At 58.9% G+C, this 25,247-nt stretch carries 23 protein-coding genes and 2 tRNA genes; 11 read left to right on the top strand and 14 right to left on the bottom strand.

The window, feature by feature from the left end; translation table 11 throughout:
* Positions 1 to 55 precede the first annotated feature (55 nt).
* The 3 genes from ACYVM5_RS07995 to ACYVM5_RS07985 form a co-directional block, all read right to left on the bottom strand.
* On the bottom strand, positions 56 to 523 hold the full coding sequence (locus ACYVM5_RS07995) for a DUF2721 domain-containing protein (RefSeq protein WP_460617607.1): 468 nt from the start codon (positions 521 to 523) through the stop codon (positions 56 to 58).
* 96 nt (positions 524 to 619) lie between these two features.
* Complete coding sequence (locus ACYVM5_RS07990; protein WP_460617606.1) at positions 620 to 1,951, bottom strand: NAD(P)/FAD-dependent oxidoreductase; 1,332 nt, start codon at positions 1,949 to 1,951, stop codon at positions 620 to 622.
* 76 nt (positions 1,952 to 2,027) lie between these two features.
* Positions 2,028 to 2,444: an META domain-containing protein gene (locus tag ACYVM5_RS07985; protein WP_460617605.1), complete on the bottom strand. Its 417-nt coding sequence runs from the start codon at positions 2,442 to 2,444 to the stop codon at positions 2,028 to 2,030.
* Positions 2,445 to 2,676: 232 nt separating this feature from the next.
* Between ACYVM5_RS07985 and ACYVM5_RS07980 the strand changes: the two genes are divergently transcribed.
* Together ACYVM5_RS07980 and ACYVM5_RS07975 are read left to right on the top strand one after the other, a co-directional pair.
* Positions 2,677 to 3,123 carry a DUF2141 domain-containing protein gene (locus ACYVM5_RS07980; protein ID WP_460617604.1) on the top strand — a complete coding sequence of 149 codons (447 nt, stop codon included), beginning with the start codon at positions 2,677 to 2,679 and terminating at the stop codon, positions 3,121 to 3,123.
* Between the two features lie 209 nt (positions 3,124 to 3,332).
* Entirely contained in the window at positions 3,333 to 5,006 is a 1,674-nt protein-coding gene (locus tag ACYVM5_RS07975) for a T9SS type A sorting domain-containing protein (RefSeq protein ID WP_460617603.1), read from the top strand.
* A 9-nt stretch (positions 5,007 to 5,015) separates the two neighbouring features.
* Here the strand turns inward: ACYVM5_RS07975 and ACYVM5_RS07970 are convergent, their stop codons facing one another.
* Entirely contained in the window at positions 5,016 to 5,504 is a 489-nt protein-coding gene (locus tag ACYVM5_RS07970) for a YdeI/OmpD-associated family protein (RefSeq protein WP_460617602.1), read from the bottom strand.
* A 14-nt stretch (positions 5,505 to 5,518) separates the two neighbouring features.
* Complete coding sequence (locus ACYVM5_RS07965) at positions 5,519 to 6,511, bottom strand: aldo/keto reductase (protein ID WP_460617601.1); 993 nt, start codon at positions 6,509 to 6,511, stop codon at positions 5,519 to 5,521.
* 301 nt (positions 6,512 to 6,812) lie between these two features.
* On the opposite strand from ACYVM5_RS07965, the gene ACYVM5_RS07960 reads away from it, so the two are divergent.
* Entirely contained in the window at positions 6,813 to 7,517 is a 705-nt protein-coding gene (locus ACYVM5_RS07960) for a DsbA family oxidoreductase (RefSeq protein WP_460617600.1), read from the top strand.
* Between the two features lie 64 nt (positions 7,518 to 7,581).
* Here the strand turns inward: ACYVM5_RS07960 and ACYVM5_RS07955 are convergent, their stop codons facing one another.
* The 4 genes from ACYVM5_RS07955 to mfd are packed head-to-tail and all read right to left on the bottom strand — an operon-like array spanning position 7,582 to position 13,700.
* Positions 7,582 to 9,060: a PAS domain-containing protein gene (locus ACYVM5_RS07955; protein ID WP_460617599.1), complete on the bottom strand. Its 1,479-nt coding sequence runs from the start codon at positions 9,058 to 9,060 to the stop codon at positions 7,582 to 7,584.
* A 59-nt stretch (positions 9,061 to 9,119) separates the two neighbouring features.
* A complete protein-coding gene (locus ACYVM5_RS07950; protein ID WP_460617598.1) occupies positions 9,120 to 9,572 on the bottom strand; it encodes a GNAT family N-acetyltransferase in 453 nt (150 codons plus the stop codon).
* Positions 9,573 to 9,581: 9 nt separating this feature from the next.
* Positions 9,582 to 10,271 carry a DUF6624 domain-containing protein gene (locus ACYVM5_RS07945; RefSeq protein WP_460617597.1) on the bottom strand — a complete coding sequence of 230 codons (690 nt, stop codon included), beginning with the start codon at positions 10,269 to 10,271 and terminating at the stop codon, positions 9,582 to 9,584.
* A gap of 9 nt (positions 10,272 to 10,280) precedes the next feature.
* On the bottom strand, positions 10,281 to 13,700 hold the full coding sequence (gene mfd, locus ACYVM5_RS07940; RefSeq protein ID WP_460617596.1) for a transcription-repair coupling factor: 3,420 nt from the start codon (positions 13,698 to 13,700) through the stop codon (positions 10,281 to 10,283).
* A gap of 182 nt (positions 13,701 to 13,882) precedes the next feature.
* On the opposite strand from mfd, the gene ACYVM5_RS07935 reads away from it, so the two are divergent.
* Both ACYVM5_RS07935 and ACYVM5_RS07930 read left to right on the top strand, forming a co-directional pair.
* Positions 13,883 to 14,623, top strand: a complete 741-nt coding sequence (locus ACYVM5_RS07935) for a metal-dependent hydrolase (protein ID WP_460617595.1) — start codon at positions 13,883 to 13,885, stop codon at positions 14,621 to 14,623.
* Positions 14,624 to 15,007: 384 nt separating this feature from the next.
* Positions 15,008 to 16,015 carry an NYN domain-containing protein gene (locus ACYVM5_RS07930; RefSeq protein ID WP_460617594.1) on the top strand — a complete coding sequence of 336 codons (1,008 nt, stop codon included), beginning with the start codon at positions 15,008 to 15,010 and terminating at the stop codon, positions 16,013 to 16,015.
* 73 nt (positions 16,016 to 16,088) lie between these two features.
* On the opposite strand, the gene ACYVM5_RS07925 is transcribed toward ACYVM5_RS07930, so the two are convergent.
* Positions 16,089 to 16,568 (bottom strand): PaaI family thioesterase, encoded by a 480-nt coding sequence (locus ACYVM5_RS07925; protein ID WP_460617593.1) that lies wholly within the window; start codon positions 16,566 to 16,568, stop codon positions 16,089 to 16,091.
* A 111-nt stretch (positions 16,569 to 16,679) separates the two neighbouring features.
* Here ACYVM5_RS07925 and ACYVM5_RS07920 point away from each other — a divergent pair, with 111 nt between their 5' ends.
* Entirely contained in the window at positions 16,680 to 16,985 is a 306-nt protein-coding gene (locus ACYVM5_RS07920; protein ID WP_460617592.1) for an Mpo1-like protein, read from the top strand.
* On the opposite strand, the gene ACYVM5_RS07915 is transcribed toward ACYVM5_RS07920, so the two are convergent.
* Complete coding sequence (locus ACYVM5_RS07915) at positions 16,982 to 17,440, bottom strand: GNAT family N-acetyltransferase (RefSeq protein ID WP_460617591.1); 459 nt, start codon at positions 17,438 to 17,440, stop codon at positions 16,982 to 16,984. The genes ACYVM5_RS07920 and ACYVM5_RS07915 overlap by 4 nt on opposite strands.
* 150 nt (positions 17,441 to 17,590) lie before the next feature.
* On the opposite strand from ACYVM5_RS07915, the gene ACYVM5_RS07910 reads away from it, so the two are divergent.
* Entirely contained in the window at positions 17,591 to 18,082 is a 492-nt protein-coding gene (locus tag ACYVM5_RS07910; RefSeq protein WP_460617590.1) for a YajQ family nucleotide-binding protein, read from the top strand.
* Between the two features lie 102 nt (positions 18,083 to 18,184).
* The gene (locus tag ACYVM5_RS07905) at positions 18,185 to 18,955 is read left to right on the top strand and encodes a TerC family protein (RefSeq protein WP_198069170.1); all 771 of its coding nucleotides are present in this window, start codon (positions 18,185 to 18,187) and stop codon (positions 18,953 to 18,955) included.
* Between the two features lie 89 nt (positions 18,956 to 19,044).
* Here the strand turns inward: ACYVM5_RS07905 and ACYVM5_RS07900 are convergent, their stop codons facing one another.
* Together ACYVM5_RS07900 and ACYVM5_RS07895 are read right to left on the bottom strand one after the other, a co-directional pair.
* Positions 19,045 to 19,455: a hypothetical protein gene (locus ACYVM5_RS07900; protein ID WP_460617589.1), complete on the bottom strand. Its 411-nt coding sequence runs from the start codon at positions 19,453 to 19,455 to the stop codon at positions 19,045 to 19,047.
* 45 nt (positions 19,456 to 19,500) lie between these two features.
* Positions 19,501 to 20,034, bottom strand: a complete 534-nt coding sequence (locus ACYVM5_RS07895; protein WP_460617588.1) for an RNA methyltransferase — start codon at positions 20,032 to 20,034, stop codon at positions 19,501 to 19,503.
* A 225-nt stretch (positions 20,035 to 20,259) separates the two neighbouring features.
* Between ACYVM5_RS07895 and mutS the strand changes: the two genes are divergently transcribed.
* The 3 genes from mutS to ACYVM5_RS07880 all read left to right on the top strand — a co-directional run bounded on the left by mutS (position 20,260) and on the right by ACYVM5_RS07880 (position 23,332).
* Positions 20,260 to 22,953: a DNA mismatch repair protein MutS gene (mutS, locus tag ACYVM5_RS07890; protein ID WP_460618077.1), complete on the top strand. Its 2,694-nt coding sequence runs from the start codon at positions 20,260 to 20,262 to the stop codon at positions 22,951 to 22,953.
* A 131-nt stretch (positions 22,954 to 23,084) separates the two neighbouring features.
* Positions 23,085 to 23,160 (top strand) — tRNA-Gly (locus ACYVM5_RS07885).
* Positions 23,161 to 23,249: 89 nt separating this feature from the next.
* A tRNA-Leu gene (locus ACYVM5_RS07880) sits at positions 23,250 to 23,332 on the top strand.
* A gap of 351 nt (positions 23,333 to 23,683) precedes the next feature.
* Here the strand turns inward: ACYVM5_RS07880 and ACYVM5_RS07875 are convergent.
* Positions 23,684 to 25,162: a TIR domain-containing protein gene (locus ACYVM5_RS07875; protein WP_460617587.1), complete on the bottom strand. Its 1,479-nt coding sequence runs from the start codon at positions 25,160 to 25,162 to the stop codon at positions 23,684 to 23,686.
* Between the last annotated feature and the right edge of the window lie 85 nt (positions 25,163 to 25,247).

Raw genomic sequence — 25,247 nt, 5'->3', positions numbered from 1 at the left:
ATTCAATTTATGTAATATTTGGGGCTAGAAGCATGACAGTTGATTGCTTCTCGCGCTACTCCAGCCGCGTCAGGTACTCCGTTTCTTCCGCCACATCGGCCAAGGCGAGGCGCGACTCGCGAATGAGCAGCACGCTGGCCACGAGCAACAGCCCGGCCCCCAGCACGCTGAGCGCGGCCACCACCCAGGTAGCGGCGCTGTGGGTGAGCTCGAACACGCCGATGCTGAGAATGCTGGCGATGAACACGCCCAGCGTGAGGTGCAGCACCGTCATGGCCTGCTGGAGCATCCGCGCCCGCCGGATGGCAAACGACAGTTGCAGCCGGAGGTGGGTGCGCTCGGCCGGTTCCGGGGCAGGCTGGTGGCGCTGGTGGTGGTGCAGCAGCCGCGCTACTTCGCGCTGCCGCTCCACGCTGCGGCTCAGGCGCTGCGAGGTGGTGAGGATGAGCGACGCGCAGGCCGACACCAGCACCGCCGGCGCAAACATATCGGTGAGGATGCTGAGCGTGCCAGTGAGAGGCATGGGAAGGGGATATTTTGTAGAGACACGTATTCGCGTCTCGTCGTTTGCGTTCCGTCTTCACGTTCCCGTTCAACGACGAGACGCGAATACGCGTCTCTACACAATGGCCTTCTCTTCCATATCCTTTTCCACCAGCGGGGCTTTGGTTTTGCCGATGATGTAGCGTAGGCCCTTGTCCTGGGTGAAATAATTCCAGGCCCAGGAGAAAAATACGGCCACCCGGTTGCGGAAGCTCACCAACGACATTACGTGGATGAAGCTCCAGGCCAGCCAGGCAATGAAGCCGTCGAGGTGGTATTCGCGCCCGAAGAGCTTGATGTCGGCCACGGCGTGGTTGCGGCCGATGGTGGCCATCGCGCCCTTGTCGTGGTACACGAAATGCTCCATAAGCTGGCCGTTGAGCTGGCGTTTCAGGTTGCGGCCCAGGTGGTCGCCCTGCTGAATGGCGGGCTGTGCCACCATGGGGTGGCCCTCGGGAGTGGCCTCGGTTTTCATGATGGCGATGTCGCCGATGGCAAAGATGTTTTCGTAGCCGTGCACGCGGCTGTAGCCGTCCACCAGGTAGCGGTTGCCCGATACCAAGCAGTCGGCATTGAGGCCCGCGATGGGGGCGCCCGTCACGCCCGCCGCCCAAATCAGGGTGCGCGCAATGAGCTCCTGGCCGTTGTTCAGCGTCACGGTGTAGCCGTCGTAGGACTTCACCCGTGTATCGAGCCACACCTGCACGCCCAGTTTCTTGAGGTATTCCAGCGACTTGGCCGAGGCGTTGGCCGACATGCCTTTCAGCAGCACCGGCCCGCTCTGCACCACGTGGATGTCCATTTCCTTGAAGTCGATTTCGCGGTAGTCCTTCGGGAACACGTGGGTGCGCAGCTCGCTCAGCGCGCCCGCGATTTCGACGCCCGTGGGGCCGCCGCCCACAATCACGAAGTCCAGCATGCTGTTCAGCTGTTCATAATCGCCGAGTTGCAGGGCCTGCTCGAAGTTGGAAAGCACGGTGTTGCGCAGCTCCAGGGCATCTTCCACGCTTTTGATGGCAATGGCGTTTTTAGCCATCACCTCATCACCAAAGTAGTTGGTGTTCGCGCCCGTGGCCAGCACCAGAAAGTCGTAGCGGATGAGGCCAATGGTGGTTTCCACCACCTGTTCTTCGGCGTCGATGCTGGTGACTTCGGCCAGCCGGAAGTAAAAATTCTCCTGCTGATTCAGGATTTTGCGAAACGGCGACACGATGTCGCCCTCGTCCAGCCCGGCCGTGGCCACTTGGTACAGCAGCGGCTGAAAGGCGTGGTAGTTCTGCTTGTCAATAAGCACCACCTGCACCGGCACATCGGCCAGGGCCTTGGCCAGCTCCAGGCCGCCGAAGCCGCCACCCACAATCACCACGCGCGGCTTGCCGAGGTCGTCTATTTTCGTTAACCCTTCCATGGCGGTAAAGATGCGGGCCAGACGCTGGCCCACCATTGGGCTGCTTACCTACTTTGCCGGCCCGGGGTTGCCCGCCTTACTGCGCCGTGCGCCGAAACAGCAGGCGCGGGGTGGGCGCGGTGGCATCATACAGCCACAGCTCGTCGCCGCTGATTTCGTAGCGGGCCGTCAGGGCCAGATTGTCGAGGTAGCGCGTTTCCAGGGCCTGCACGGGGCAGGTGGCGCGGGTCGCAATCTGGGGCGTGATGTGCAGCTCCTGCCCGCCGCCCGCCAAGCTGTAGCGGCCGCTGAAATTATTGCACGGCCCCAGGCCCACGGTGCAAGTGCCCAGCTCCACAAATTCGAGATAGGATTTGCTGGTTTCGGAGTAGCTGGACGCCATCACCGGAAAATTGTCAATCTGCGTCAGCTGCCAGTGGCTTTGCAGCAGGGCGGCAGACTGAGTGGGCAGCGCCGCCTCGTCTTTTTCGCAGCTGGCCAGTGCGAAAGTCATCAATAAAGCCAGGGGGAAAAGACGGTGGGCAGTCATTGGCATGGTAAGCAAGCGTGGGAACACAATAGTAGCTGGAAAACGAACAAGGCGGCCGGTATTGCTGCACAGGGCCGCAGAACCTCGGCGAATAGACGATTTAACTGGGCGAAATCAGTTGTTATCGAACCCTTTGCGTAAGCAGGGGCGTTGGGTTCGTATCGTCCTCCATTTGTCACCAGTCAATTATTCGCTTATGAACGTGTTATCGCTTTGCTCGTTGTTGATTGGCGGCAGCCTCTTGGGAGCCGCCGCGCCTGCTCCGCCGCCCGCCGAAACCTCCTCCGTTACGGTGGTGGTCTCGGCGCTGGTATCTACCACCGCCGCCGTCCGGCTGTACTTCTACAACACCCGCGAAGGCTTCCTGAAAAGTGGCAAATGGGCCTTCTCCAAATCGGTGAAGCCCATGGGCAAGAGCGAATTCACGCTGCCCGTCGACCTGCCAAAGGGCGAGTGGGCCGTGGCCATCACCCAGGACCTGAACAACAACGACAAAATCGATAAAAACTTCCTTGGCATTCCCACTGAGCCCTACGCTTTCTCCAACAACGTGCGCCCCACCGTGGCTGCGCCCGGTTTTGATGAATGCAAATTCACCGTGAACGAGCCTGGCAAGGTAGTCAGCATCGTGCTCAAGGATTAAACACAAAGAAAATCATGGCCTTACTCTAAAAGCTCCTGCATCCGCAGGAGCTTTTTTTTATGATTTTTTTGAGTGCTATCGGGTTATATAGAATAGTTAGCATGATTGAATTGTATTTAATATTTTAAACAAATTCTTGATGCAATTATAAATAATGCTTGTGCTTATTTTTGGATTGAATAGGGTTTTTCAATCTTTGTTTTGGCTTTATGATGCAGACTTTACTTGGTTTCCGCTCAGGCTCTTTTATGACGGGCGCTCGTCGTTGCGGGCACATCGGGGTAGTGCTACTGGCAATGGCCGGTGCAGCTCAGGCTCAAACGTATAACGTGGGCAACCCGGATAAAAAAAGCGACTACAGCCTGAAAACGGGCGAAACGCTTACCATTCGCTTCAACGTGAAGTATGAAGGAACGATAACCGTGGATGGCAACAACACGACCATCGTCAACGACGGGGGCGACATAACCGGCGTAGTGCTGGTGAAAAGCGGGACAGTCGGCACAGTGATAAACAACCTGGGCGATGTCTCGTCGCAGCAGGTGACGCTGAATGCGCCGGTCACCATCAACAACGGCAGCGCCACGGTGAGCAACGCCACCTGGACCGGATACGTGGGCAACCGCTTTGCAGCCAGCGGCATCGTTATTAATAACTATGCTAACTGGAGCAGCCAGATTAACGGCCTTTCCAGTGGCACCATCAACAACAACGGTAACTGGACGGCCTACCTCACGCCCACCGGCACCACCGTCATCAACAACCGAGGCAACTGGACGGCTTCTGACCTGAACTACTCCGGTAGCCTGACCATCAACCATTTCAGCGGCAGCTGGACGACGAACCTCAATCCCGGCACGGCCCTGGCCATCAACAACAGTGCGACCTGGACGCGGGGCTTCAACTTCCCCGGCACCGGCCCCAATAGCTTCGTTAACAACGCGGGAGCTACCGCTACGCTCGACCGTGCCCTGGGCATGGGCAATAACACCACCATCACCAACAGCGGAGCCATGACCCTGACGCAGGGCATGGGCGACATCAGCGCCAACTCGCTGCTGACCAACAGCCGGGGCGCCACGTTCCGGGTGACGGGCCAGCTGGTGAACTACGGCACCGTGAGCAATGCCGGCGTGGTGTCGACCACCGACAACTTCTCGAATATGGGCAGTGGAAAAATGACGGGCCCGGCCGCGCCGTATCGGGGCAGCTTCACCACTTCCGGCTACTCGTCCAACGCGGGCGCTTTCGGCGTGGTGGGCCGGCTCGATTTCTGCGACTCCGGCAATGCCATCGGGTTCGATGCGCAAACGGGGAGCGTGGGTGGCAGCACTACTTTCTGTTCGCTGCGGCCGTTGCCCGTCGAGCTCACTTCGTTCACGGCTGAAGCGGTGAATGGCAAGGTGCAGCTGCGCTGGAATACGGCCTCGGAGCGCAACAGCGCCAAGTTTGTGGTAGAGCGCAGCGCCACCGGCGAGGGGTTCAGCGCCGTGCGCGATGTGGCGGCCCAGGGCAATTCGACTACCGCCACCGACTACGCCACCACCGATGCCACGCCCCTGGCCGGCCTGAGCTATTACCGTCTGCGGCAGGTTGATTTGGATGGCAGCGCCGAATACTCGCCGGTCGTAACCGTGAGCCGGAAGGCCAGCTACGAGTCCATCAGCCTCTATCCGAACCCCGCCACCGACCGCCTCACCCTCGACCTGACCGCCGTGACGGCCGCGCCCTGCGAAGTGCGCCTGCTAAGCCTGACGGGCCAGCTGCTGCGGCACGAAACCCGGGCGGGCGGGCAGCTCCAAGACATTTCGCTGGCCGGCATTCCCGCCGGGCTATACGTGCTGAAGGTGGGCAGCGCAGTGCAGCGCATCGAGAAGCGCTAGGCGCACCGCTCAGTCGCCCCGGAATGGATGCAGCCCGCGACCCAGTCGTTCCACCAGCGTTACGGCGCGGCGGGCGCGGGTGGCGGGCTGCTTGGCTTCAGCTACCAGCCGGGCCATGGCGCGCCGGTGTGCGCCGCTGTAGTTGTTGAAGGCCGTTTCGGCCTCGGGCCAGGCGGCCAGGGCTTCGGCCAGCTCGTCGGGCAGGTCCACGTGGTCGGGGTTCGGGTCAGGTTCGATGCTGATTTCCAGTTCCTGGCCCAGCTCAATGCCCACAGCTTTGCACACGTCCTTATTCAGCATGAGGTAGCGCCCGCCGCCTTCCAGCGGCAGCAGTCCCAGCCGTAGCGCTTGCCCGCGAATGCCGACGATGACGCGCCTGGCAGCCTTGCCACCGAGGGCTTCGAGCACTTCGGCCGGCACCACAATGGTTTGGGTGGGCATGAAGCTGGGGCCGCCCGGCTCCAGCACAGCCCGGAAATGAATGGGGGAGGGCGTCATAAAAATTGCGCTTTCTACGCCGTCGCCAGCTCCCGCAGCTGCTTGTTGATAAAATCCACCTCTTCGAATGTGAGCTGGAAATCCATAGCGCGGGCATTCTGCACGGCCTGCTCGGGGTTGCGGGCGCCCACCAGCGCCACCGTGATGCCGGGCTGTGCCAGCGTCCAGCGCAGCACGAGCTGGCCGAGGGTGGCGTTTTTGGTTTCGGCCAGCGGTCGGATTTTGTTCAGCATGCTGTTCACCCGTTTCACGTTTTCGGGGGTGAAGAGGCGATGGCCCCGGCGCAGGTCGCCTTCGCCGAACTCCTGGCCCGGCTTCATCTTGCCGGTCAGCAGGCCCAGCTGCAGGGGACTGTAGACCAGAATAGCCTTGTTGTTTTCGATGCAGTACGGCACCACGTCGGCCTCAATGTCGCGGCGCACCATGCTGTAAGGCAATTGGTTAGAGGCAATGTTAAGTGTCTTTTCGGCTTCCTGCATCTGGGCCACCGAGTAGTTGCTCACGCCAGCGGCGCGCACTTTGCCTTGCTCGATGAGCCGGCTCACGGCTTCCATTGTCTCATCAATCGGGGTGGTCACATCGGGCCAGTGTTGTTGGTAAAGGTCGATGTAGTCGGTGCCGAGGCGGCGCAGGCTGTCCTCACATTCCTTGATGATGCTGTCGCGGCCAGCGTACTTGTACACGTCGAGGTCGTGGCCGTTGTTGTCCTTGGTTTTCATGGCGAAATCGCCTTTCGCCAAGTCCCAGCGCATGCCGAATTTGGTGAGAATCTGCACCTTGTCGCGGGGCAGGCTCTTAATGGCTTCGCCCACAATCTGCTCGCTGAAGCCCATGCCGTAGATGGGCGCGGTGTCGATGCTGGTCACGCCCAGCTCGTAGCTGGCGTGGATGGCGCCCACGGCGTCGTTTTGTTCGGTGCCACCCCACATCCAGCCGCCGGCGGCCCAGCTGCCAAAGGTGATGCGCGAAACAGAAACGTCGGAGGAACCTAATTTTTGATATTCCATGGGGAAGTTGAAGTCGGATGGGTGAGAAATGGTCGCGTTGGAGCCGGGGCTGTTAACCGGGCTTTGGGGACGAAGGTTGTGGAAGCCCCAAATGGCTTGCCCGCGCTGTCTGTCATCCTGAGCTTGCGAAGGACCTTATCACCGCTGAATAAGTTGCTCTTACGTGATTAGGTCCTTCGCAAGCTCAGGATGACAGACGATACAGAAATGCATTTGCGTCAATAGACCCACTACCGAAACTTTTCGCGCCTTCAGCTTCTTCTAGCTCCTTACGTATCTCCTGCAAAAAATCTCCAACGATATGAAGGTTGAAATCTGGTCCGATGTGGTGTGCCCATTCTGCTACATCGGCAAGCGCAAGTTTGAAAACGCACTGAAGGACTTTGCACACCGCGACGAAGTAGAAGTGGTGTGGCACAGCTTCCAGCTCGCTCCCGACTTCGAGCCCATTCCCGGCGAAAGTATCCACGAGTCGTTGGCCAAGAAAAAGGGCGTTTCGGTGGAAGAGGGCCGCAAAATGAACGACTACATGACTACCGCTGCCAAAGAAGTCGGCCTCAACTACCAGTTCGATAAAGCCATTCCGGCCAATACCTTTCTGGCGCACCAGCTCATTCACCTCGGTGCCCACTACGGCCGGCAAGACGCCACCAAAGAGCGCCTGATGGCCGCTTACTACCTCGAAGGCCAGAACATCGGCGACCTCGATACGCTGGTAAAACTAGGCACCGAAGTCGGCCTCGACGCTGCCGAAAGCCGCGAAGCCCTCACTGCTGGTACCTACGCCAATGCGGTGCGCCTCGATGAGTATCAGGCCCAGCAAATTGGGGTGCGCGGCGTGCCTTTCTTCGTGTTCGAGGATAAATATGCGGTTTCAGGCGCGCAGCCCAGCGAGCTATTTGCCGAGGTGCTGGAAAAGGTGTACGAGGAGTTTAAGCCTGCCAAACCGGCCCTGACCGTGGTGGCCGACGGCGATGCCTGCGGCCCCGAGGGGTGCGCGGTGTAGCAAAAAAAGCCTGCGATAAATTTGATGAAAAAAGCCTCAGCAACTGTTGCCGAGGCTTTTTTTGTTAACGGCTTGGCTGCGTGCCGGTGCGCAGCTGTTCCTGCAGCGTTTCGGCCTGCTGGCGGGCCAGCACTTTGGCCGTCACGTCAACAATGAAGGCCAGAATGCCCACCGTAACGCCCTGCTCGCTGCGCAGCGGCTGATAAACGAAGTCGACGTAGCGTTGCTCCGGGCGGCCCGTGGCGGGGTCGTAGAGTTGGGCGGGCGTGTCGCGGCCCTGAAAGGGCTGGCCCGTGGTATACACCTGGTCGAGCAGCCCAATAAAGCCCTGTTCCACCACTTCCGGGAACACCTCGGCCACCGTGTGCCCGAGCTGGGTGCGGCCGCCGGAAAGCTCCTGGTAGTGCTCATTGAAAAACGAATAGCGGTGCTCCGGCCCGGTGAGCGTGGCAATGCTGGCCGGCACCTGCCCCAGAATCTGGCTCAGCAGGCGCTGCTGCTGGGCCAGTGCGGTGCGGTGCTGCTCGGCATCGGCAAGGGCGGTTTCGAGTTGTCTGGTGCGTTCGCTCACACTGCCTTCGAGCAGTTGTTGCACCTTCAACACTTCTTCCTGGTTGGCCAGCAGCTCGGCGTTGCTTTCGTGCAGGGCGCGGTTCACGGCCGCCAGCTGGTCGTTCAGGCTCTGGATTTGCTGGCGGGCCTGCACTTGCTCGCTTACCTCGGTGGCCACCACCATGGCCCCTGTGATGGTGCCGTCGTCTTCGCGCAGCGGCAGGTACACGAAGTTCCAGTACACGGATTCGGGCTGGCCGTTGCGGACGATGGTCGAATGCATCTCCTTGGCTACGTGGTTTTCACCGGTAGCCATCACATGGTTGAGCAAGTCATCGAACCCCTGCCCGGTAATCTCGGGCAGCAGCTCAAACAGGGGCGTGCCAATGGCCTGCTTCGGGGTGCGGTCCCAAAGTTTGAGCACCAGCGGGTTGGCCAGCTCAATCACGAAGTTGGGGCCGCGGTAAGTCGCAATGGCCACCGGGGCTTGCTCAAAAATGCGGGCCAGCTCATTACGTTGCCATTCGGCCGCTTCGTGGACGGCCTGCTCGCGCACCTGCGCATCGTGTAGCTGCTGGGCATCGCGGGTTTGGGCCGTGATGTCGACTACGGTGTGAATCAGATGCGTTACCCGGCCCTGCTCATCGAGCACCGGCGCGTTGCGGGTTTGCCAGTAGCGCTCAATAAACCGGCCGGGCCGGTCCGGGTCGGGCGTATCGTAGGGCTGCACGGGCAGCTCGTGCGGCTGGCCGGTCGCCAGTACCTGTTCCAACGAGGCGCGCACATCGCGCACGCTATGGGCTTCTGGCGCGTTGGGGTTATCAGGAAATACGTCGAATACGTAGCGCCCAATCATATCGGGGCGCTTCATGCCGGTTGCGCCCAAGTACGCGTCGCTGGCCGCCTCAATCAGGAGTTCGGGCGAAAGCAGCAGGCTGGCACTGGGTAGGGCACTAAATATGGATAACAGGTCCGAGGCAAGGGCGGGCATAACTCAGAGGTAAGGGCGGCGGCAATGGAGTGCGAAATACGCAGATTTTAACAACTTGGCTATGCGGGCCGCACCATGGGAATGTGCGGAATGCCGTCCTCCACGTACATCGGCCCCGACTGCTCATAGCCAAACTCGTTGTAAAACCGCTCCAGGTGCTGCTGCGCCCCAATTTTGTTGGCCTGTGGCCCAAATAAGGCATCGGAGAAAGCCAGCGCCTGCCGCATCAGCTCGCGGCCCAGGCCGTACTGCCGGAAGGGCTGCGCCACAATCACGCGGCCGATGCTGGCCTGCTCGCCGCTCTTGCCCGCGTCAAATAGCCGGGCGTAGGCGGCCAGCTCGCCGGCCTCGTTGTAGCCCAGCAGGTGATGGGCGTCCATGTCGTGCCGGTCAATGTCTTGGAAAGCACAGTTTTGCTCCACCACAAATACCTCGGAGCGCAGGCGCAGCAGGTCGTAGAGAATCAGGCTTGGAAGGGCTGCGAAGGGAAGGCAGTGCCAGCGAATGGTCATAAGCGGGTTCTATTTGGGCATTTTTTCGACGTCCTTCAACGTCAACACACGGTACTGAATACCCAAATTAGCGGCATTCTGCTCCACAGTGGTTGGGAAGCCGGCCTTTTTTCGCCGCTCGTTCACCTGTTGCGGGTCTTTAATGGGCCACACGAAGGGCGGCTGGGCCTCGCGCCGACCGGTTTGCGGGTTCAGCACATTGTAGCCAAACGCCTGCGTCCCGTATAGCTGCGCCTTGCCGGCGCGCATGAGCTGGCGGTCCAGCATCTGGGCGTAGAGGTAAAACGGCAATTCGCCCTTGCCCGCCGCCTTTTTGATGAGCGGCAGGTATTGGCCAATGTCGTCAGAATGCTGGATGACGTACCACGCGGCCTCGTTCGTTGGCTCGCCCACCAGCGTCTTGCCGGGGTAGCCGTACTGCTTCAGAATCTGCTTCACGCGCACCTGATTGGCCGAATCCGTCTGCATCATCTGGCGCGGGATGTAAGTGGGCAGGCTCTCGCGCGTCACGCCCAAGGCCCGGGCCAATGAATCGGTCCGGGGCCGCCGGTGCGGGTCAAACAACAGGCTGCGCCACTTCTGGTCCACGGCGTAAACGCTGTCCAACTCGTGCTTCAGACGCAGATTCTGCGACGTGGTTTGGGCAGCGGCCAGTTGCGGCAGCAGCCCCAGAAGCAAAGCAAAAAGCAGGAGTCTCATACCGTCAAATTACGCCGTCACGGCCTCCTCACTGCCTAACTCGCTCAGCACGCGCTTGGCCTGCTGAATGGACCGCACTTCCTCAAACGTCACAATGAGCTGTTCCTTGTGCTCCTTCAGCTTGGCGGTGCGCGGGTGCGTCTGCACGTAGTTGAGGATGGTGCCGAACTGCTCGCCCTGGAAATAGGCTTTGTGGTCGTCATCAGCCGGCAGGTATCCCTTCAGCGTGTCGCGCTTGAGCGTGATTTTGTGGAAACCTACTTTGCAGGCCTGCCAGCGCAGCCGCACGATGTCGGCCAGCTGCTCCACCTCGGGCGGCATGGGTCCGAACCGGTCCACCATGCTGGCCAGCAGCTTGCGCAGCTCCTCCGGCTTCTGGGCGCGGTCGAGCTTGGCGTAGAGCTGCAGGCGCTCCGACACGTTGCTCACGTACTTTTCCGGGATGAGCACCTGCTGGTCCGTTTCCACGTTGCACTCCTGCACGCGGCCCGCGCCGGCCGCCATTTGCAGCCGCTGCTGGGAGTTGGCATCTCCCAAAAACAAGTCGCGGAATTCAGTTTCCTTGAGTTCCGTCACCGCCTCGTCCAGAATCTGGTGGTAGGTTTCGTAGCCCAGGTCGTTGATAAAGCCTGACTGCTCGCCGCCCAGCAAGTTGCCCGCGCCGCGAATATCCAGGTCGCGCATGGCTACGTTGAAGCCCGCACCCAGGTCCGAAAACTCTTCCAGCGTGCTCAGGCGCTTGCGGGCATCGGCCGGCAACTGGGCTACCGGCGGCGTCAGCAGGTAGCAATACGCCTTGCGGTTGGAGCGGCCCACGCGTCCCCGCATCTGGTGCAAGTCGCTCAGGCCGGCCAGGTGGGCCCGGTTGATAATGATGGTGTTGGCGTTCGGAATGTCGAGTCCGGATTCGATGATGTTGGTCGAAACCAGCACGTCGTATTCGCCTTCCACGAATTTCATCATGCGCTTTTCCAGCATCTCGCCGTCCATCTGCCCGTGGGCGAAGGTGATTTTGGCATCCGGCACCAGCCGCAGAATCGTGCCGGCCATTTCCTCGATGTCCTTCACGCGGTTGTGCACGAAAAACACCTGCCCGCCGCGCTTCAACTCCCTTGATACCGCATCGCGAATCAGTAGTTCGTCATACACGTGCAGCTCCGTGTTCACCGGCTGCCGGTTGGGCGGCGGCGTGGCAATCACGCTCAAGTCGCGCGCGCCCATCAGCGAAAAGTGCAGCGTGCGCGGAATCGGCGTGGCCGAGAGCGTGAGCGTGTCCACGTTCACCTTCAGTTCCTTGAGCTTGTCCTTGGTCTTGACACCGAATTTCTGCTCTTCGTCAATAATCAGAATGCCCAAATCTTTGAACTTAATATCCTTATTAGTAAGTCGATGCGTTCCAATCAGAATATCGGTTTTGCCCTCCGCCACGCGCTGCAACGTTTCCTTAATCTGCTTGGTCGACTTAAACCGGTTGATGTATTCCACCGTCACGGGCAGCGTGGCCAGCCGGTCGCGGAAGGTCTTGTAGTGCTGCATCGCCAGGATGGTGGTGGGCACCAGCACCGCTGCCTGCTTGCCATCGGCCACGGCTTTGAACGCGGCCCGGATAGCCACTTCGGTCTTGCCAAAGCCGACGTCGCCACACACCAGCCGGTCCATCGGGTGGGGCTGCTGCATGTCGTTTTTCACGTCCTCCGTGGCCTTGGCCTGGTCGGGCGTGTCCTCGTAAATGAAGCTCGATTCCAGCTCGGCCTGCAGGAAACCATCCACCGAAAAGGCGAAGCCCGGCGCGGTTTTCCGCTTGGCGTACAGGCGAATCAGGTCGGCCGCGATGTCCTTCACCTTCTTCTTTACCGACTTTTTCTTGTTCTCCCACTCCGGCGAGCCCAGCTTGCTCATCGTCGGCGGTGCGCCCTCCGCCCCGCTGTACTTGGCAATCTTGTGCAGCGAGTGAATGCTCACCGTCAGCAAGTCATCATCCCGGTACACCAGCCGAATGGCCTCCTGAATCTGCCCGTTAATTTCCACCTGCGTCAGGCCCGCAAAACGCGCGATGCCGTAGTCCTGGTGCGTAACGTAATCGCCGGGTTGCAGCGTTTTTAATTCGCGCAAAGTCAGCGCTTTTTTCTTCGAGAATTTGCGCGCTTCCTGCGCCCGGTAATAGCGCTCGAATAGCTGGTGGTCGGTGTAAACCGCCAACTCAAGCTGCTCATCCACATAGCCTTCGCGCAGCGCCAATAGCAAGTGCTGGAACTGCACGTTGTTATCCAATTCATCGAATATCGTCCGCAGCCGGTCGGCCTGCCGCACGGTATCGGCGGTAATTATCGTGACGAAATTCCGCAGCTGATTTTCCTTGATATTCTTCACCATCCGCTCGAATTCCTTGTTGAAACTCGGCTGCGGTTTGGCGGTAAATTGAAACGTATCGGCGTTTTTGAAGTGAAAGCGCTTGCCGAATTCCACCACTGCAAATTCATCGAGCAGCTTCTTGAAATTCTTGCCCGATTCAAATAAATCGCCGGGCTTGCTCACGATTTGCATGCCGCCGCTTTCGCTCAGCATCTGCTGAAAATTGGCTTCGGCTTTTTCGAATAATTCCGTCACCACGTCCAGCGTCTGGCGCACGTCTTTCACCCAAATGCAGGCCGTGCGGGGCAGAAATTCGAAGAAAGCCTCCCGCGTTTCGGTCAGCATTTTGGTCTGCACGTTCGGGATAATGCTGATGCTCGGCCGCGGGTCTACCGACAATTGCGTCTCCGGATTAAACGTCCGAATACTCTCAATTTCGTCGCCGAATAATTCGAGGCGAAACGGCAATTCATTCGCGTAGCTAAACACGTCCACAATGCCGCCGCGCACCGCGTATTGCCCCGCCTCGTACACAAAATCCGTTTTCTCGAAATCGTATTCGGCCAGCAATTCGCCCAGGAAATTCACGTCCAACTTGTCGCCCACTTTCGCATTGAAGGTGTTTTTAACCAGACTCTGCCGGTTAATTACCTTCTCCGTCAGCGCCTCCGGATACGTCACGATAAACACGCTGTTGCTCGTGCTGGCCGCCCGGGTGGTATTGATGCGGTTCAGCGCCTCAGCGCGCATCAGCACGTTAGCGTTTTCGGTTTCGTCGAACTGGTAAGGTCGCTTGTACGAGCTGGGAAACAGCAGCACCTCCGGCCCCTCGGGCAGTAAGTGCTGCAAATCAGACAGAAAATACGCCGCCTCGTCCTTGTCATGCATGATGAACACGTGCGGGTGCTGGGCGTGCGCCACGGCTGCCGCTACCACCGCATCCTGGCTGCCCACCAGGCCGCGCAGGTGCAGGCGCAGGCTGCCGGGGTTGGGCTTGGCGGCTTCGCGCAGGCGGGAGGCCAGCACCTGCAACTCGGGAGAAAGGCGATATAAACGAAGAAAATCAGCTACTTGCACAAGAAATCAGGCTAAGGCAGGGCAAATGAAGTAGCCCGGCCAGATAAAAATCCGGTCGGGCAGCGGGGTAAATACACGGCAAAGGTGGCGAAGGTTTCCGAGGCTGCCCGTAGCTTCGTTGCCTTTTGGCGGCCTGTCAGGCGTTTAACCAAAATCCAGCAACAAGCATCCAGAAATACCTCATGCGCGGCTCTTCCCATCTGGCCATCGGCCTCATCACCGGCGTGGCCGTGGCCGGGCTGGCCCCGGGCATTCCGTTTTCATTGGCCGGCATTGCGCTGGCCGGCTTTTCCAGCCTCGCGCCCGACCTCGACCACCCCGAAAGCCGCCTCAGCAAGCGCTTAGGCTTTAGCCAAAACTATGTGCGCTGGGCCTTTGCCGCCGGGGCGCTGGCCCTGGCCGCCTACGCCTACCTGCAACTGCGGCCCGGGGCCGAGCAGCGCCTGTTTTACACCGGCGCGCTGGCCTTCGGGCTGATTGGGGTAGGCATGCAGGGCGGCTCCACGCGGCGGCTGGCGCTGCTGTTCACGGGCCTGGGCACGGTGGTGGCCGGCCTCTACACCGAGCAGCTTTGGCTGAGCCTGCTGGGCACGTTTGTGGCGCTGGCGCCCTTCACCGCGCACCGCTCCTGGACGCACACCATCTGGGCCACCGCGCTCTGGACCTACATCGGCTACCTCGCCGACCAGCACCTCGGCTGGCGCGGCGTGGCCCTGTACGCGGGCACCGGCTACGCCTCGCATCTGGTGGCCGATACGCTCACCAAATCGGGTGTGCGGTGGTTTTTGCCCATCTCCGAATACTCCATTAAGGTTCCGCTTATCAGCACCGGCTCGGCCAGCGGCAACGTGCTGGAAGTAGGCATTTGCGTGGGGTATGCGCTGCTGGTGCTGGGGCTGGTGGTGGGCCACATGGGCTTTTAGCCCGACAGAGCTCTGCTGGTTGGCACTACGTGCCATAAACGCCATCCGCTTGATTGTGGGCACTGTTGCATAAGTCAGCTAAGACCGTTAGCTTCGCAGCAGATATGCTGGTAAATTAGGGTCGATTTGGCATTGAACCGTGTTATTATTCTGCGTTTTCAATTGTTTTCGCCAGCCGGCATTCATTAAAATCAATTAAGCTACATTTTAATCCCATCGGCTGCCGCCTATTAGCGGGCTGTCTCGTCGGGATTTCTCTACTGAGTTATACTGAACGCTGGAACGGGTGACGAGTATTCTGTCGCGCGCGGTTCCGGCATTCCTACCTGATTCACACTCCTAGTCCCACTCAAAACACTTCTCTAACTTTACTTAACGCATCCCATGAACCAGATGAACAGCCCTTTGATTCGGGTTGGTGTCTTTTATGACGGCAACTATTTCTTAAAAATTAGCGACTATTATTATTTCCAGCACGAGCGCAAGGCCCGCATCAGCCTCGAAGGCCTGCACGAATACATCCGTCACCAGGTAGCTGAAGAAGAAGATGTTGACGTGCGTCTGGCACAAATCACCGATGCCCACTTTTTCCGTGGTCGCCTCTCCGCTACCGAAGCCCGCGACAAGGACCGCCTGTTCCACGACCGCCTGCTCGACGACATTCTGATGAACCTGGGCGTGCAAACGCACTACATGGCCCTCAAAACCCGCGACGGCCGCCTGCAGGAAAAAGGCATCGACGTGTGGCTGAGCCTCGAAGCCCTCGAACTGGCCCTGCACAAAACCCTCGACGTGGTCGTGCTCATCGCCGGCGACTCCGATTACGTGCCCCTCATCCGCAAGCTCAACACCGTGGGCACCCGCGTGATGCTGCTGAACTGGGATTTCAAATACGAAGATTTCAAGGGCGAAACCCGCGTGACGCGCGCCTCGCAGCAGCTGTTGGAGCAGGTGACCTACCCCGTGGCCATGCACGACGTGATTGACCGCGGCCTGCAGCAGCAGGACGAAGTGGTGGAAGCCATGTTCGTGAACCAGTCGGAGCCCGCCGCCTTTGCGCCCAGCACCGCTGCCGCACCCAAGCTGGCCCGCCCCACCGGTCCCACCGCCGCTGGCCCCGTGGGCACGCTCGGCATGAGCACCATCAAAAACCTGAAAAACGGCTTCGGTTTCGTGGTAATGCCCCCGAACAACCTGTTCTTCAGCTACGCCGACCTGACCGAGGGTGACTTCAACGACCTGCGCGAAGGCGACTGGGTGGAATTCACCGTGGGCCGCAACCACCGCGACGAGGACTGCGCCCGCAACGTGCGCAAAGTGCCCGCCCCGCAAATGACCGACGGCGACGACGAGTACGAGCCCGTAGGCGTGCACGCCACGGCCGAGCTGTAATTCAGCTACTTACTTAAGACAAAAAAGCCCGTTAGATGATTCTGACGGGCTTTTTTGTCTTGACAGGTAATACCTACCCCATCAGCAGCTGCGCAAAGTCGCGCTTGGAGGCTGGGTAGCGGTTGAAAGTGCCCAGGCCGCGCGCCACTGCCACGTCGTCGTGGCCCGCCTTCACGCGGTAGACCACGCAACTGCTCACCACCAGGGAGTTGCCGCTGTGGTCGACGGTGCCGCGCGCCACCAGCTCATCGTGCAGGTGCACGGCGTGAAGGTAATTCATCTTGAACTCGACGGTGGACACCAGCTCCATTTTGGTGAAGGCCAGCGAGAGGGCCGCTGCGCCCAGGGCGGCGTCCATGAGGCCGGCCAGTACGCCGCCGTGGCAGGTGTTGGGGGAGGAGAGGTGCTCCTCGCGGATAACCATGCGGTATTCCACCTGGCCGGGCGTGCTCACCGTCAATTCCATGCCGTTGGTGCGGCCGTAGTGGTTCATCTGGTTGTAAGCGGCCACCATGGTGGCGAGGTTGGGGAGGGGAAGAGCTTTATCAGACATGGCGGCGGTGGGAATTGCGCTGGCAAGTTTGCCGAAAAATTTGCTTCATTTGTTGGAGGCGGCATTTTCAGGACTGAAAAGCCGTGGTATCACCTCTTGCTCATTGCCGCCATGTCCACGCAGCCGCTCACGTTTGCCGAGTTTTATCCCCGCTACCTGCGCGAGCATAGCCGGCGGGGCACGCGGGTACTGCATTTTGTGGGCACCACGCTGTTCATTCTTTGCCTGACAATGTTGGTGCGCACCGGCAACTGGAACTGGCTGGCTGCCGGCGTGGTAGCCGCTTATGGCTTTGCCTGGGTCGGCCATTTTTTTGTGGAACACAACCGGCCGGCCACGTTCCAGCATCCATGGTATTCGCTGCTGGGCGATTTCCGGATGTACTTCGACCTCTGGCGCGGCCGCGAGAAATTCTAGAGCAGTTTCCGCATCAGGAAATGCTGGATTTCACCAAACAGCACGTGCGATGGCTCGACCAGCGCGTAGCCCAGCTTTTCATAAAAACCGACGGCTTTCTCACGGGAGTGCAGCACGATTTCGCGCAGGCCCGCCGCCCGCGCCTGCCCTTCTAGGTACGCTACCACGCGCTGCCCCAGGCCCTGGCCCGCCGCCTGCGGCGCCACGGCCATGAAGCGGATTTGGCCTTGTTCATCACTTGTGGGCTGGAGCATGCCCACGGCCAGCGCCTCGGGCGGGCCGGCAGTTTCGGCCAGCAATAGGGCATGCATGGTGCCCGGCTCGTCGTCGGCTGGCACGCGCTCCGAGCCGGGAGGCTGCTGCCAGGGCTGGCGCAGCACGGCGTAGCGCAGCTTGTAGTAGGCGGCCCACTCGGCGGGTGTACGGGGCGGCTGAATAGTGGAAGCAGTATTCATGAGGGAAACGTGAAGTGCGGGCGCAACCAAGGAAGCAGTATTCATGAGGGAAACGTGAAGTGCGGGCGCAACCAAGGCCGGTGCGGGGCGTTACCTTTACGGCCCGGCCCGGGCCGGTTGAATCTTCTCAAAACTACATCCCACCCCGCCATGGCATCTTTCGACATCGTGAGCAAAGTTGACCCGCAAACCCTCGAAAACGCGGTAAATACGGCCCAAAAAGAACTTGCAACCCGCTACGACCTGCGCGACACGAAGGGCGGCATCGAACTCAACAAAAAGGAAAACACCATTCTGCTGTCGTCCGAAAACTCCATGCGCATCAAGGCGCTGGAAGACATCCTGCTCGGCCGCGTGGTGAAGCAGGGCATCGACGGCACCAGCCTCGACTTCACGGCCGACGAGCAGCCCAGCGGCCAGCTCATCAAGAAAACCATCAAGGTGCGCGCCGGCGTCGACAAGGAGTTCGGCCGCAAAATCATCAAGGCCATCAAGGATGCCAAGGTGAAGGTGGAGGCCCAGATGCAGGACGACCAGGTGCGCGTGACCTCCAAGAAAATCGACGATTTGCAGGCGGCCATTGCCGTGCTCCGCAAGGCCGACATCGGCCTGCCGCTGCAGTTCGTGAACATGAAATCCTAGCGCCACGAAATCAGGAAATAAGGTGGGAAAGCTGTAATGCCGGAGCGACTTGCTTCGATTCAGCTTTTTCACAACCCCAGATATCACCCCAGCAGTTACTTAATGTACGATTTTTCGGCTTTTGCCCACCCCGCCACCTGGGTTAGCTTGCTCACCCTCACGTTCATGGAAATCGTGCTGGGGATTGACAACATCATCTTCATTTCCATCGTGGTGAACCGGCTGCCGAAGGAGCAGCAGGCGCGGGGCCGCACCATTGGCCTGCTGCTGGCGCTGCTGTTCCGCATCGGGCTGCTGCTGAGTATTTCCTGGATTGTGAGCCTGCGCAACCCGCTGTTCAACCTGCCCGATTTCCCGTGGCTGGACCAGCCGTTTGGCGTGACCGGGCGCGACCTGATTCTGCTGGCCGGCGGCCTGTTCCTGATGTACAAGAGCACCACCGAAATTCACACCAAGCTGCAGGGCGAGGAGGAAGAGGAAACCATGGGCGGCAAAGGTGCTTCAATGATGAGCATCATCCTGCAAATCGTGGTGATTGATATTGTATTCAGCTTCGACTCCATTCTCACCGCCGTGGGTCTGGTGGATAACGTGCTGGTGATGATTGCGGCCGTGATTTGCGCCATGGGCATCATGCTGAGCTTCAGTGGGGTGGTGGCCAACTTCGTGAATAACAACCCCACCATCAAGATGCTGGCCCTGTCCTTCCTCATCATGATTGGCTTCATGCTGGTGATGGAAGCCGCCCACAAGGAAATCGAAAAAGGCTACCTCTACTTCGCCATGGCCTTCTCGCTGACGGTGGAAATGCTGAACCTGCGCCTGCGCAAGAAAACCAAGCCCGTGCACCTGCGCGACTCGCAGTACGACTAGGCGGTTTTTCACCGCAGAAGGCGCAGCAAAGAGGCGCAGAGGTTACAGAACGTTCTGCGACCTCTGCGCCTCTTTATTTTATATGGGAACTATACAACGGCCAGCGCAACCACTTTATCACCTTGGTCGAGCACGCGGCGCAGGGCCATCTCCAGCAAGCGGCGGTTCAGTTCCGAGCGGTGCTGGCTGTAAAATGCGTACTCGTCGGCCGTGAAAACGCCGGTTATCAGGCCCACCACCGTGTAGCGCAGCTTAGTGTTGCGACTGAGTAATTCGGTCAGTTGGTGGTGCTGGTCGGTGGAGCGCAGGATGATGTGATGGTCGCGCACAAAATCGGCCACCACGGCCAGCAGCAGATTGTTTTGCAGCTTGAGCACCGGGCGCAGCGTGGCGTGCAGAAAAGCCCCGACGGTGCCTTGTGCGTCCGTTGTTTCGGTGGGTACGACGGGGCGCAGGGCCAGTAGGGCCACATCGGGGCGGGATGATTCAGGAGCGGGCATGGCGGATGAAAGCAGGGGAACCGCTGCGCCCGCCAATGGTTGCCGTTACACCACGCCCAACTTCACCAGCGCATCCCAGAGCACCACACCAGCGGCCACGCCCACATTCAGCGAGTGCTTGGTGCCGAACTGGGGGATTTCGACGGCCACGTCGCACAAGGCCAGTACGGCATCATCCACGCCGAACACCTCGTTGCCCAGCACCAACGCCAGTGGCCGGCCGGGTTCGGGTCGAAATTGTGGGAGCAGCACACTGCCAGTGGTTTGCTCCACGGCTGCTATTTGGTAGCCGGCGGCTTTGAGGGCAGCCACGGCCGTGACCGTTTCGGCGGCGTATTCCCAGGCCATAGACTCCTCGCTGCCCAGCGCAGTTTTGGTGATTTCGCGGTGCGGCGGGCGCGGCGTGTAGCCGCAGAGGTAGATTTTTCCCAGCGCGAAGGCGTCGGCCGTGCGGAAAATGGCGCCCACGTTGTGCATGCTGCGCACGTTGTCGAGCACCAAAACCACGGGGCTTTTGGGCGTACTTTTGAAGTCATCAACCGAGGCCCGGTTCAGCTCGGCCATTGTGAGTTTTCGCATGGTCAGTAGCGCGAACTTTGTAGTTCGCGTCGTTGGTTTAATTCCGTTGAAGCGGCTCGCAGCTGGTTGGTCTTCGGGCTTCCGCTATTTATTCACTCGCCACAAACGCGAACTACAAAGTTCGCGCTACTTGCCTTGCCTGCACCCAAAAAAGAATTCGTTATCAAATCCGTCGGCCCCGACCATTTCACCGTGCCCATCCCGGCCGTGACCGAAACGCCGCTGATGAAGCAGTATTACCAGCTCAAGCAGCAGCATCCGGGCGCGGTGCTGTTGTTCCGGGTCGGCGATTTTTACGAAACCTTCGGCGAAGATGCCGTCACGGCCAGCCGCATTCTCGACATCACGCTCACCAAGCGCGGCGCGGGCAGCAGCAGCGAAGTGGCCCTGGCTGGATTCCCGCACCACTCCCTCGACAACTACCTGCCCAAGCTGGTGCGCGCCGGCCAGCGCGTGGCCATCTGCGACCAGCTCGAAAACCCCAAGGAAGCCAAGGGCCTGGTAAAGCGCGGCATCACTGAGCTGGTGACACCCGGCGTGAGCATGCACGACAACGTGCTCGAACGCCGCTCCAACAACTACCTCGCTGCCATTCATTTCGGCAAAACCGAAGCCGGCATTTCCTTCCTCGATATCAGCACCGGCGAATTCCTGGCTGCCCAAGGCACACTCGATTACCTGGGCAAGCTGATGCAGAATTTCAGCCCCGCCGAAGTGCTGTTCTGTAAGAAAAGCCGGAGCGAGTTTGAGCAGAATTTCGGCCCCGACTACTGCACCTACGCGCTGGATGACTGGGTTTTCGGGGCCGACTATGCCCACGACACCCTCACGCGCCACTTCCGCACCACCTCGCTCAAAGGCTTCGGCGTCGATAACCTGAAGGAGGGCGTGATTGCGGCCGGCTGCATTCTGCACTACCTCGCCGAAACCAAGCACACCGACATCCAGCACATTGCCAGCCTTGGCCGCCTGGAGGAGGACAAGTACGTGTGGCTCGACCGCTTCACGGTGCGCAACCTGGAACTGGTGCACGCCCAGCACCCGGGAGGCGTGCCCCTCATCGACGTGCTCGACCAGACGCTCACGCCGATGGGCGCCCGCCTGCTGCGCAAGTGGATAGTGCTGCCCCTCAAGGAAGTAAGCCAGATTCAGCGTCGTCTCGATACGGTGGCCGCCCTGGTGGCCGATGAGGAACTTCTCGGCGACCTCACCCAGCACCTGCGCCATATAAATGACTTGGAACGCCTGATTTCCAAAGTTGCCGTGCGCCGCGTCAACCCCCGCGAGCTGCTGCAGTTGGCCCGCGCCCTCGAAGCCGTGGCGCCCATGCGCGAGCGGCTGGCCGCATCTGGCGTGAAAGCTTTGGTAAAGCTGGCCGAGCAACTCAACCCCTGCGCCAACCTGCGTCAGGAAATCTTCGCCAAAATCAAGCCCGACGCCCCCATTCTCACCAACCAGGGCGGCGTGCTGAACAGCGGAATTGATGCGGAGCTGGACGAATTGCGTGCTTTAGCTTTCTCGGGCAAAGACTATCTGCTGCAACTCCAGCAGCGCGAGCAGCGCAATACCGGCATCTCGTCGCTGAAAGTGGCTTACAACAAGGTGTTTGGCTACTACCTCGAAGTCACCAATGCCCACAAAGACAAGGTGCCCGCCGAGTGGATTCGCAAGCAGACGCTGGTGAACGCCGAGCGCTACGTAACCGAGGAGCTGAAAACCTACGAGGAGAAAATTCTTAACGCCGAGGAAAAGCTGTTCGTCATCGAGCAGAAAATCTACAACGACCTCGTGCTGGCGGCCCTCGATTTCGTGCCCCAGATTCAGCAGAATGCCCGCGCCATTGGCGTAACGGACTGCCTGGCCAGCTTCGCCCTCACGGCGCGGCAGCAGCGCTACGTGCAGCCCGTGGTGAACGACGGCACCCTACTCGACATCAAAGCGGGCCGCCATCCCGTCATCGAGCGCCAACTGCCGCCCGGCGAAAGCTACATTCCCAACGACATCTGCCTTGACCAGGACGACCAGCAGATTGTAGTCATCACCGGCCCCAACATGGCCGGTAAGTCTGCTCTGCTGCGCCAGACGGCCCTCATCGTGCTGCTGGCCCAAATCGGCTCTTTCGTGCCCGCCGACGCCGCCACCATCGGCATTATCGACAAGATTTTCACCCGTGTCGGCGCTTCCGACAACCTGAGCAAGGGCGAAAGCACCTTCATGGTGGAAATGACCGAAACGGCCTCCATCCTGAACAACCTCTCGGATAGAAGCCTGGTGCTGATGGACGAAATCGGGCGCGGCACCAGCACCTACGACGGCATCAGCATTGCCTGGGCCATTGTGGAGCACCTGCACAACAACCCCAAAGCCAGGGCCAAAACCCTCTTCGCCACCCACTACCACGAGCTCAACCAGCTGGCCGACGACTGCTCCCGCGTCCGCAACTACAACGTGGCTGTGAAGGAGGCCGACGGCCGCATCCTGTTTCTGCGCAAGCTCCAGCCCGGCGGCTCCGAGCACAGCTTCGGCATCCACGTAGCGCGGCTGGCCGGCATGCCCACCAGCGTGGTGCTCCGCGCCAACGAAATCATGCACCACCTCGAAGTGGAGCGCACCAGCGCCGGAGCCGAGGACAACGTGCCCACCGAGTTTGATGATGTACTGGCTGGTATCGAGCCCAATGGCAACGCCAGCCGCGCCAATATCGCCGTGCCGCCGCCTCGTGAGCCCGCTCAGCCCAAACCCCGCGCCACCACGGCCGTGGCTACTGCGCCGCGCGCCCAACTCAGCATCTTCGAGCCCTCGGACCCGGCCCTGGAACGCATCCGCGAATTGCTCCAGCACCTCGATGTGAACACGCTCACGCCCATCGAGGCGCTGATGAAGCTGAATGAATTGAAGCTGACGTTAGGAAAGGGTTAAATTTTTCGCCCTGAAAATGAGATGGAAAGGCCTCTAGAGAGAATATTTCCACACTTAGTACTTGCGTCTCCAAAAAACTGCCTTACCTTTGTCGCACCATTCAGCACAACGAAAATTGTTCTGAACCTCCTGCGAGAGTAGCTCAGTTGGTAGAGCGCGACCTTGCCAAGGTCGAGGTCGCGAGTTCGAACCTCGTCTCCCGCTCCAAAAGTTCGAAAAAACGCTGTCTTCGGGCAGCGTTTTTTGTTTAAACAGAGTCCAGTTTTTTTAAAGTAGTTTTGGCATTCGCCAAGCCTGCCGGAGTGGTGGAATGGTATACACGAGGGACTTAAAATCCCTTGCCTTCACGGGCTTACGGGTTCGAGTCCCGTCTCCGGTACGAAAAACCCCGTTTGCAGCTTGCAAACGGGGTTTTTATTTTTTTAGGGTACACTATAGGGCACAAACCTCTCGATTTGTTGTAGTAGGGTGCTGTCTAAAATCATGAATGGCCCAGCAGAAGCCGTACCCAAATCACTGGCAACATAAACGGGGCAAGGCCTTCGCTCAATAGTAGTGTTCAAAAAGGCCAGTATTTCGCGTCTGTCTACCGCGCTACTGTTCTGAGCACGAAATCCATCGCCAAGCAGGCACGGGGCCAGCATACGGCCAAAACAAGTATCCGTAAGCTTCCACGATGGATGGAAATCTGCTGGGTTTGGTGCTTCACAAATTTTGACCAATTCACTCGCTACCTAACCGTTGCCATGGTATCAAGGCTTAGCCCCCGCGATAAGTCGGGTAGACCACGGTAAGTCCATTCAACTTGATTTTGCCAGTTGCGAATGTATTCGCTCGTCTGTGCCTGGTTGACTTGAGCCACAAGCTCTTCTTTCGTCTCCACGCCAAAGAGGCACTTAATTTTGTCGAAGTGTCTTTTAGATACTGCTTTATCGAATATGGGCAATCCTTGATAGTTGTAAGCGGCTGTCTCGGGTTTCCAAAACCATCTTACTTTATACTCTGGGTCTAAATGAAGCAGCAATCCCACAAAATATAATACTATATCGGCTTGCTTGAGTTCTTCAAATGAATAAGACCCTGTCGCTCGTTCCTTTAGTTTATCAGCAACCCAACTCACACGGTTTGCCTGCCGCTTTTCGTTCATAAACCGGTTCAAGGTGAAGTTGTAGCGGTTGAATAGGTTGTAAGTTTCAACCTGCACAGGGCCATACTCTCGCGGAATAACGAAGGTGTCTCGTAGAAGACTGGCCAAGAAAGCGTAACGCCCCCTCCTTATCAAAACGGCTGTGGCATACACCACTAATTCATAAGCAAAAAACCTTAAGTAATCCGAGCGGACCTCTCCCAAGTGTTCACCAGGCTGAGCAGCTCCGGAGCTATGGAAGTACTGAGCAAATTCTTCAAAGAAATCATGTAGGGCTTCTTCGTCGAGTTCTGGAACAACTGCACAATACATCTCCAGAAAATCTATGAAATCGTCCCGCAATGGCCTCATATGCTCCATGCGGTCAAGGGTGAAGTCGATAAAATTTTCCAGATTGACCTCGTTTTCCTCTGGGGCAAAACCGCGGACAGCAGTCAAGAATGCATGGTAATACTCCTTTACCAGCAAGGGCGCATTTTTGCGTTCATTGGTAAAAGCACTTCGAATGGTTGCCACGCGGTGGGCCGTTGCCAGCACCAGCGGTTTTTCGTCATTCAGGTAGCTTGGACGTACTCCCAAGGGAGGACGACGGTGGACAGGTTGGTCAAAAATATTGCGAATGAGTAGCTCGTAATTCTTTTCGAATGTCTCCTCGTTGCTGAAATCGAGGAAGATTCGACTGTTTACAAAGACAGGTGTATATGGCTGTCCGGCTTCATCGAACTCAAAAACCAGTGGAATAAACTTAGTCTGGTCAGCTTTCGAGTAAATGCTATCCGATACGATGAGACTTTCAGCTCCCACTCCGCCTTTGCGACCGTCCGCCTTTTCCTTGTAGGGCTTATTGCAAATCAGTAGTACCCTTTTGATTTCCGGGTTAGTCACCATCTGCTCCATGAACAGATTTTTGTCTTGCCCTTCTCGAAGGTCCCACTCGTCGAGTATAACATGGACTTCGTCATTGACAAGGCGCTCGGCTAAGGCAATGACCTTGAGTTTGTGTTGGGGCGGTTGCCAACTGTATGAGATGAAAACTTTGGGCGCATCCAGTTGCTCGGCCATTATTGCGGAGTTTAGTACCTAGTAAAAATAGTGACGCCTCGAAAGGAATTCAAGCTGTAAACCTGAGTTTTAGCGGCTGGGCACG

It is taken from the genome of Hymenobacter ruber (genome assembly GCF_054783255.1).
The sequence above is the reverse complement of the archived record's forward strand: the minus strand, read 5'-3'. Positions and strand labels throughout refer to the sequence as shown.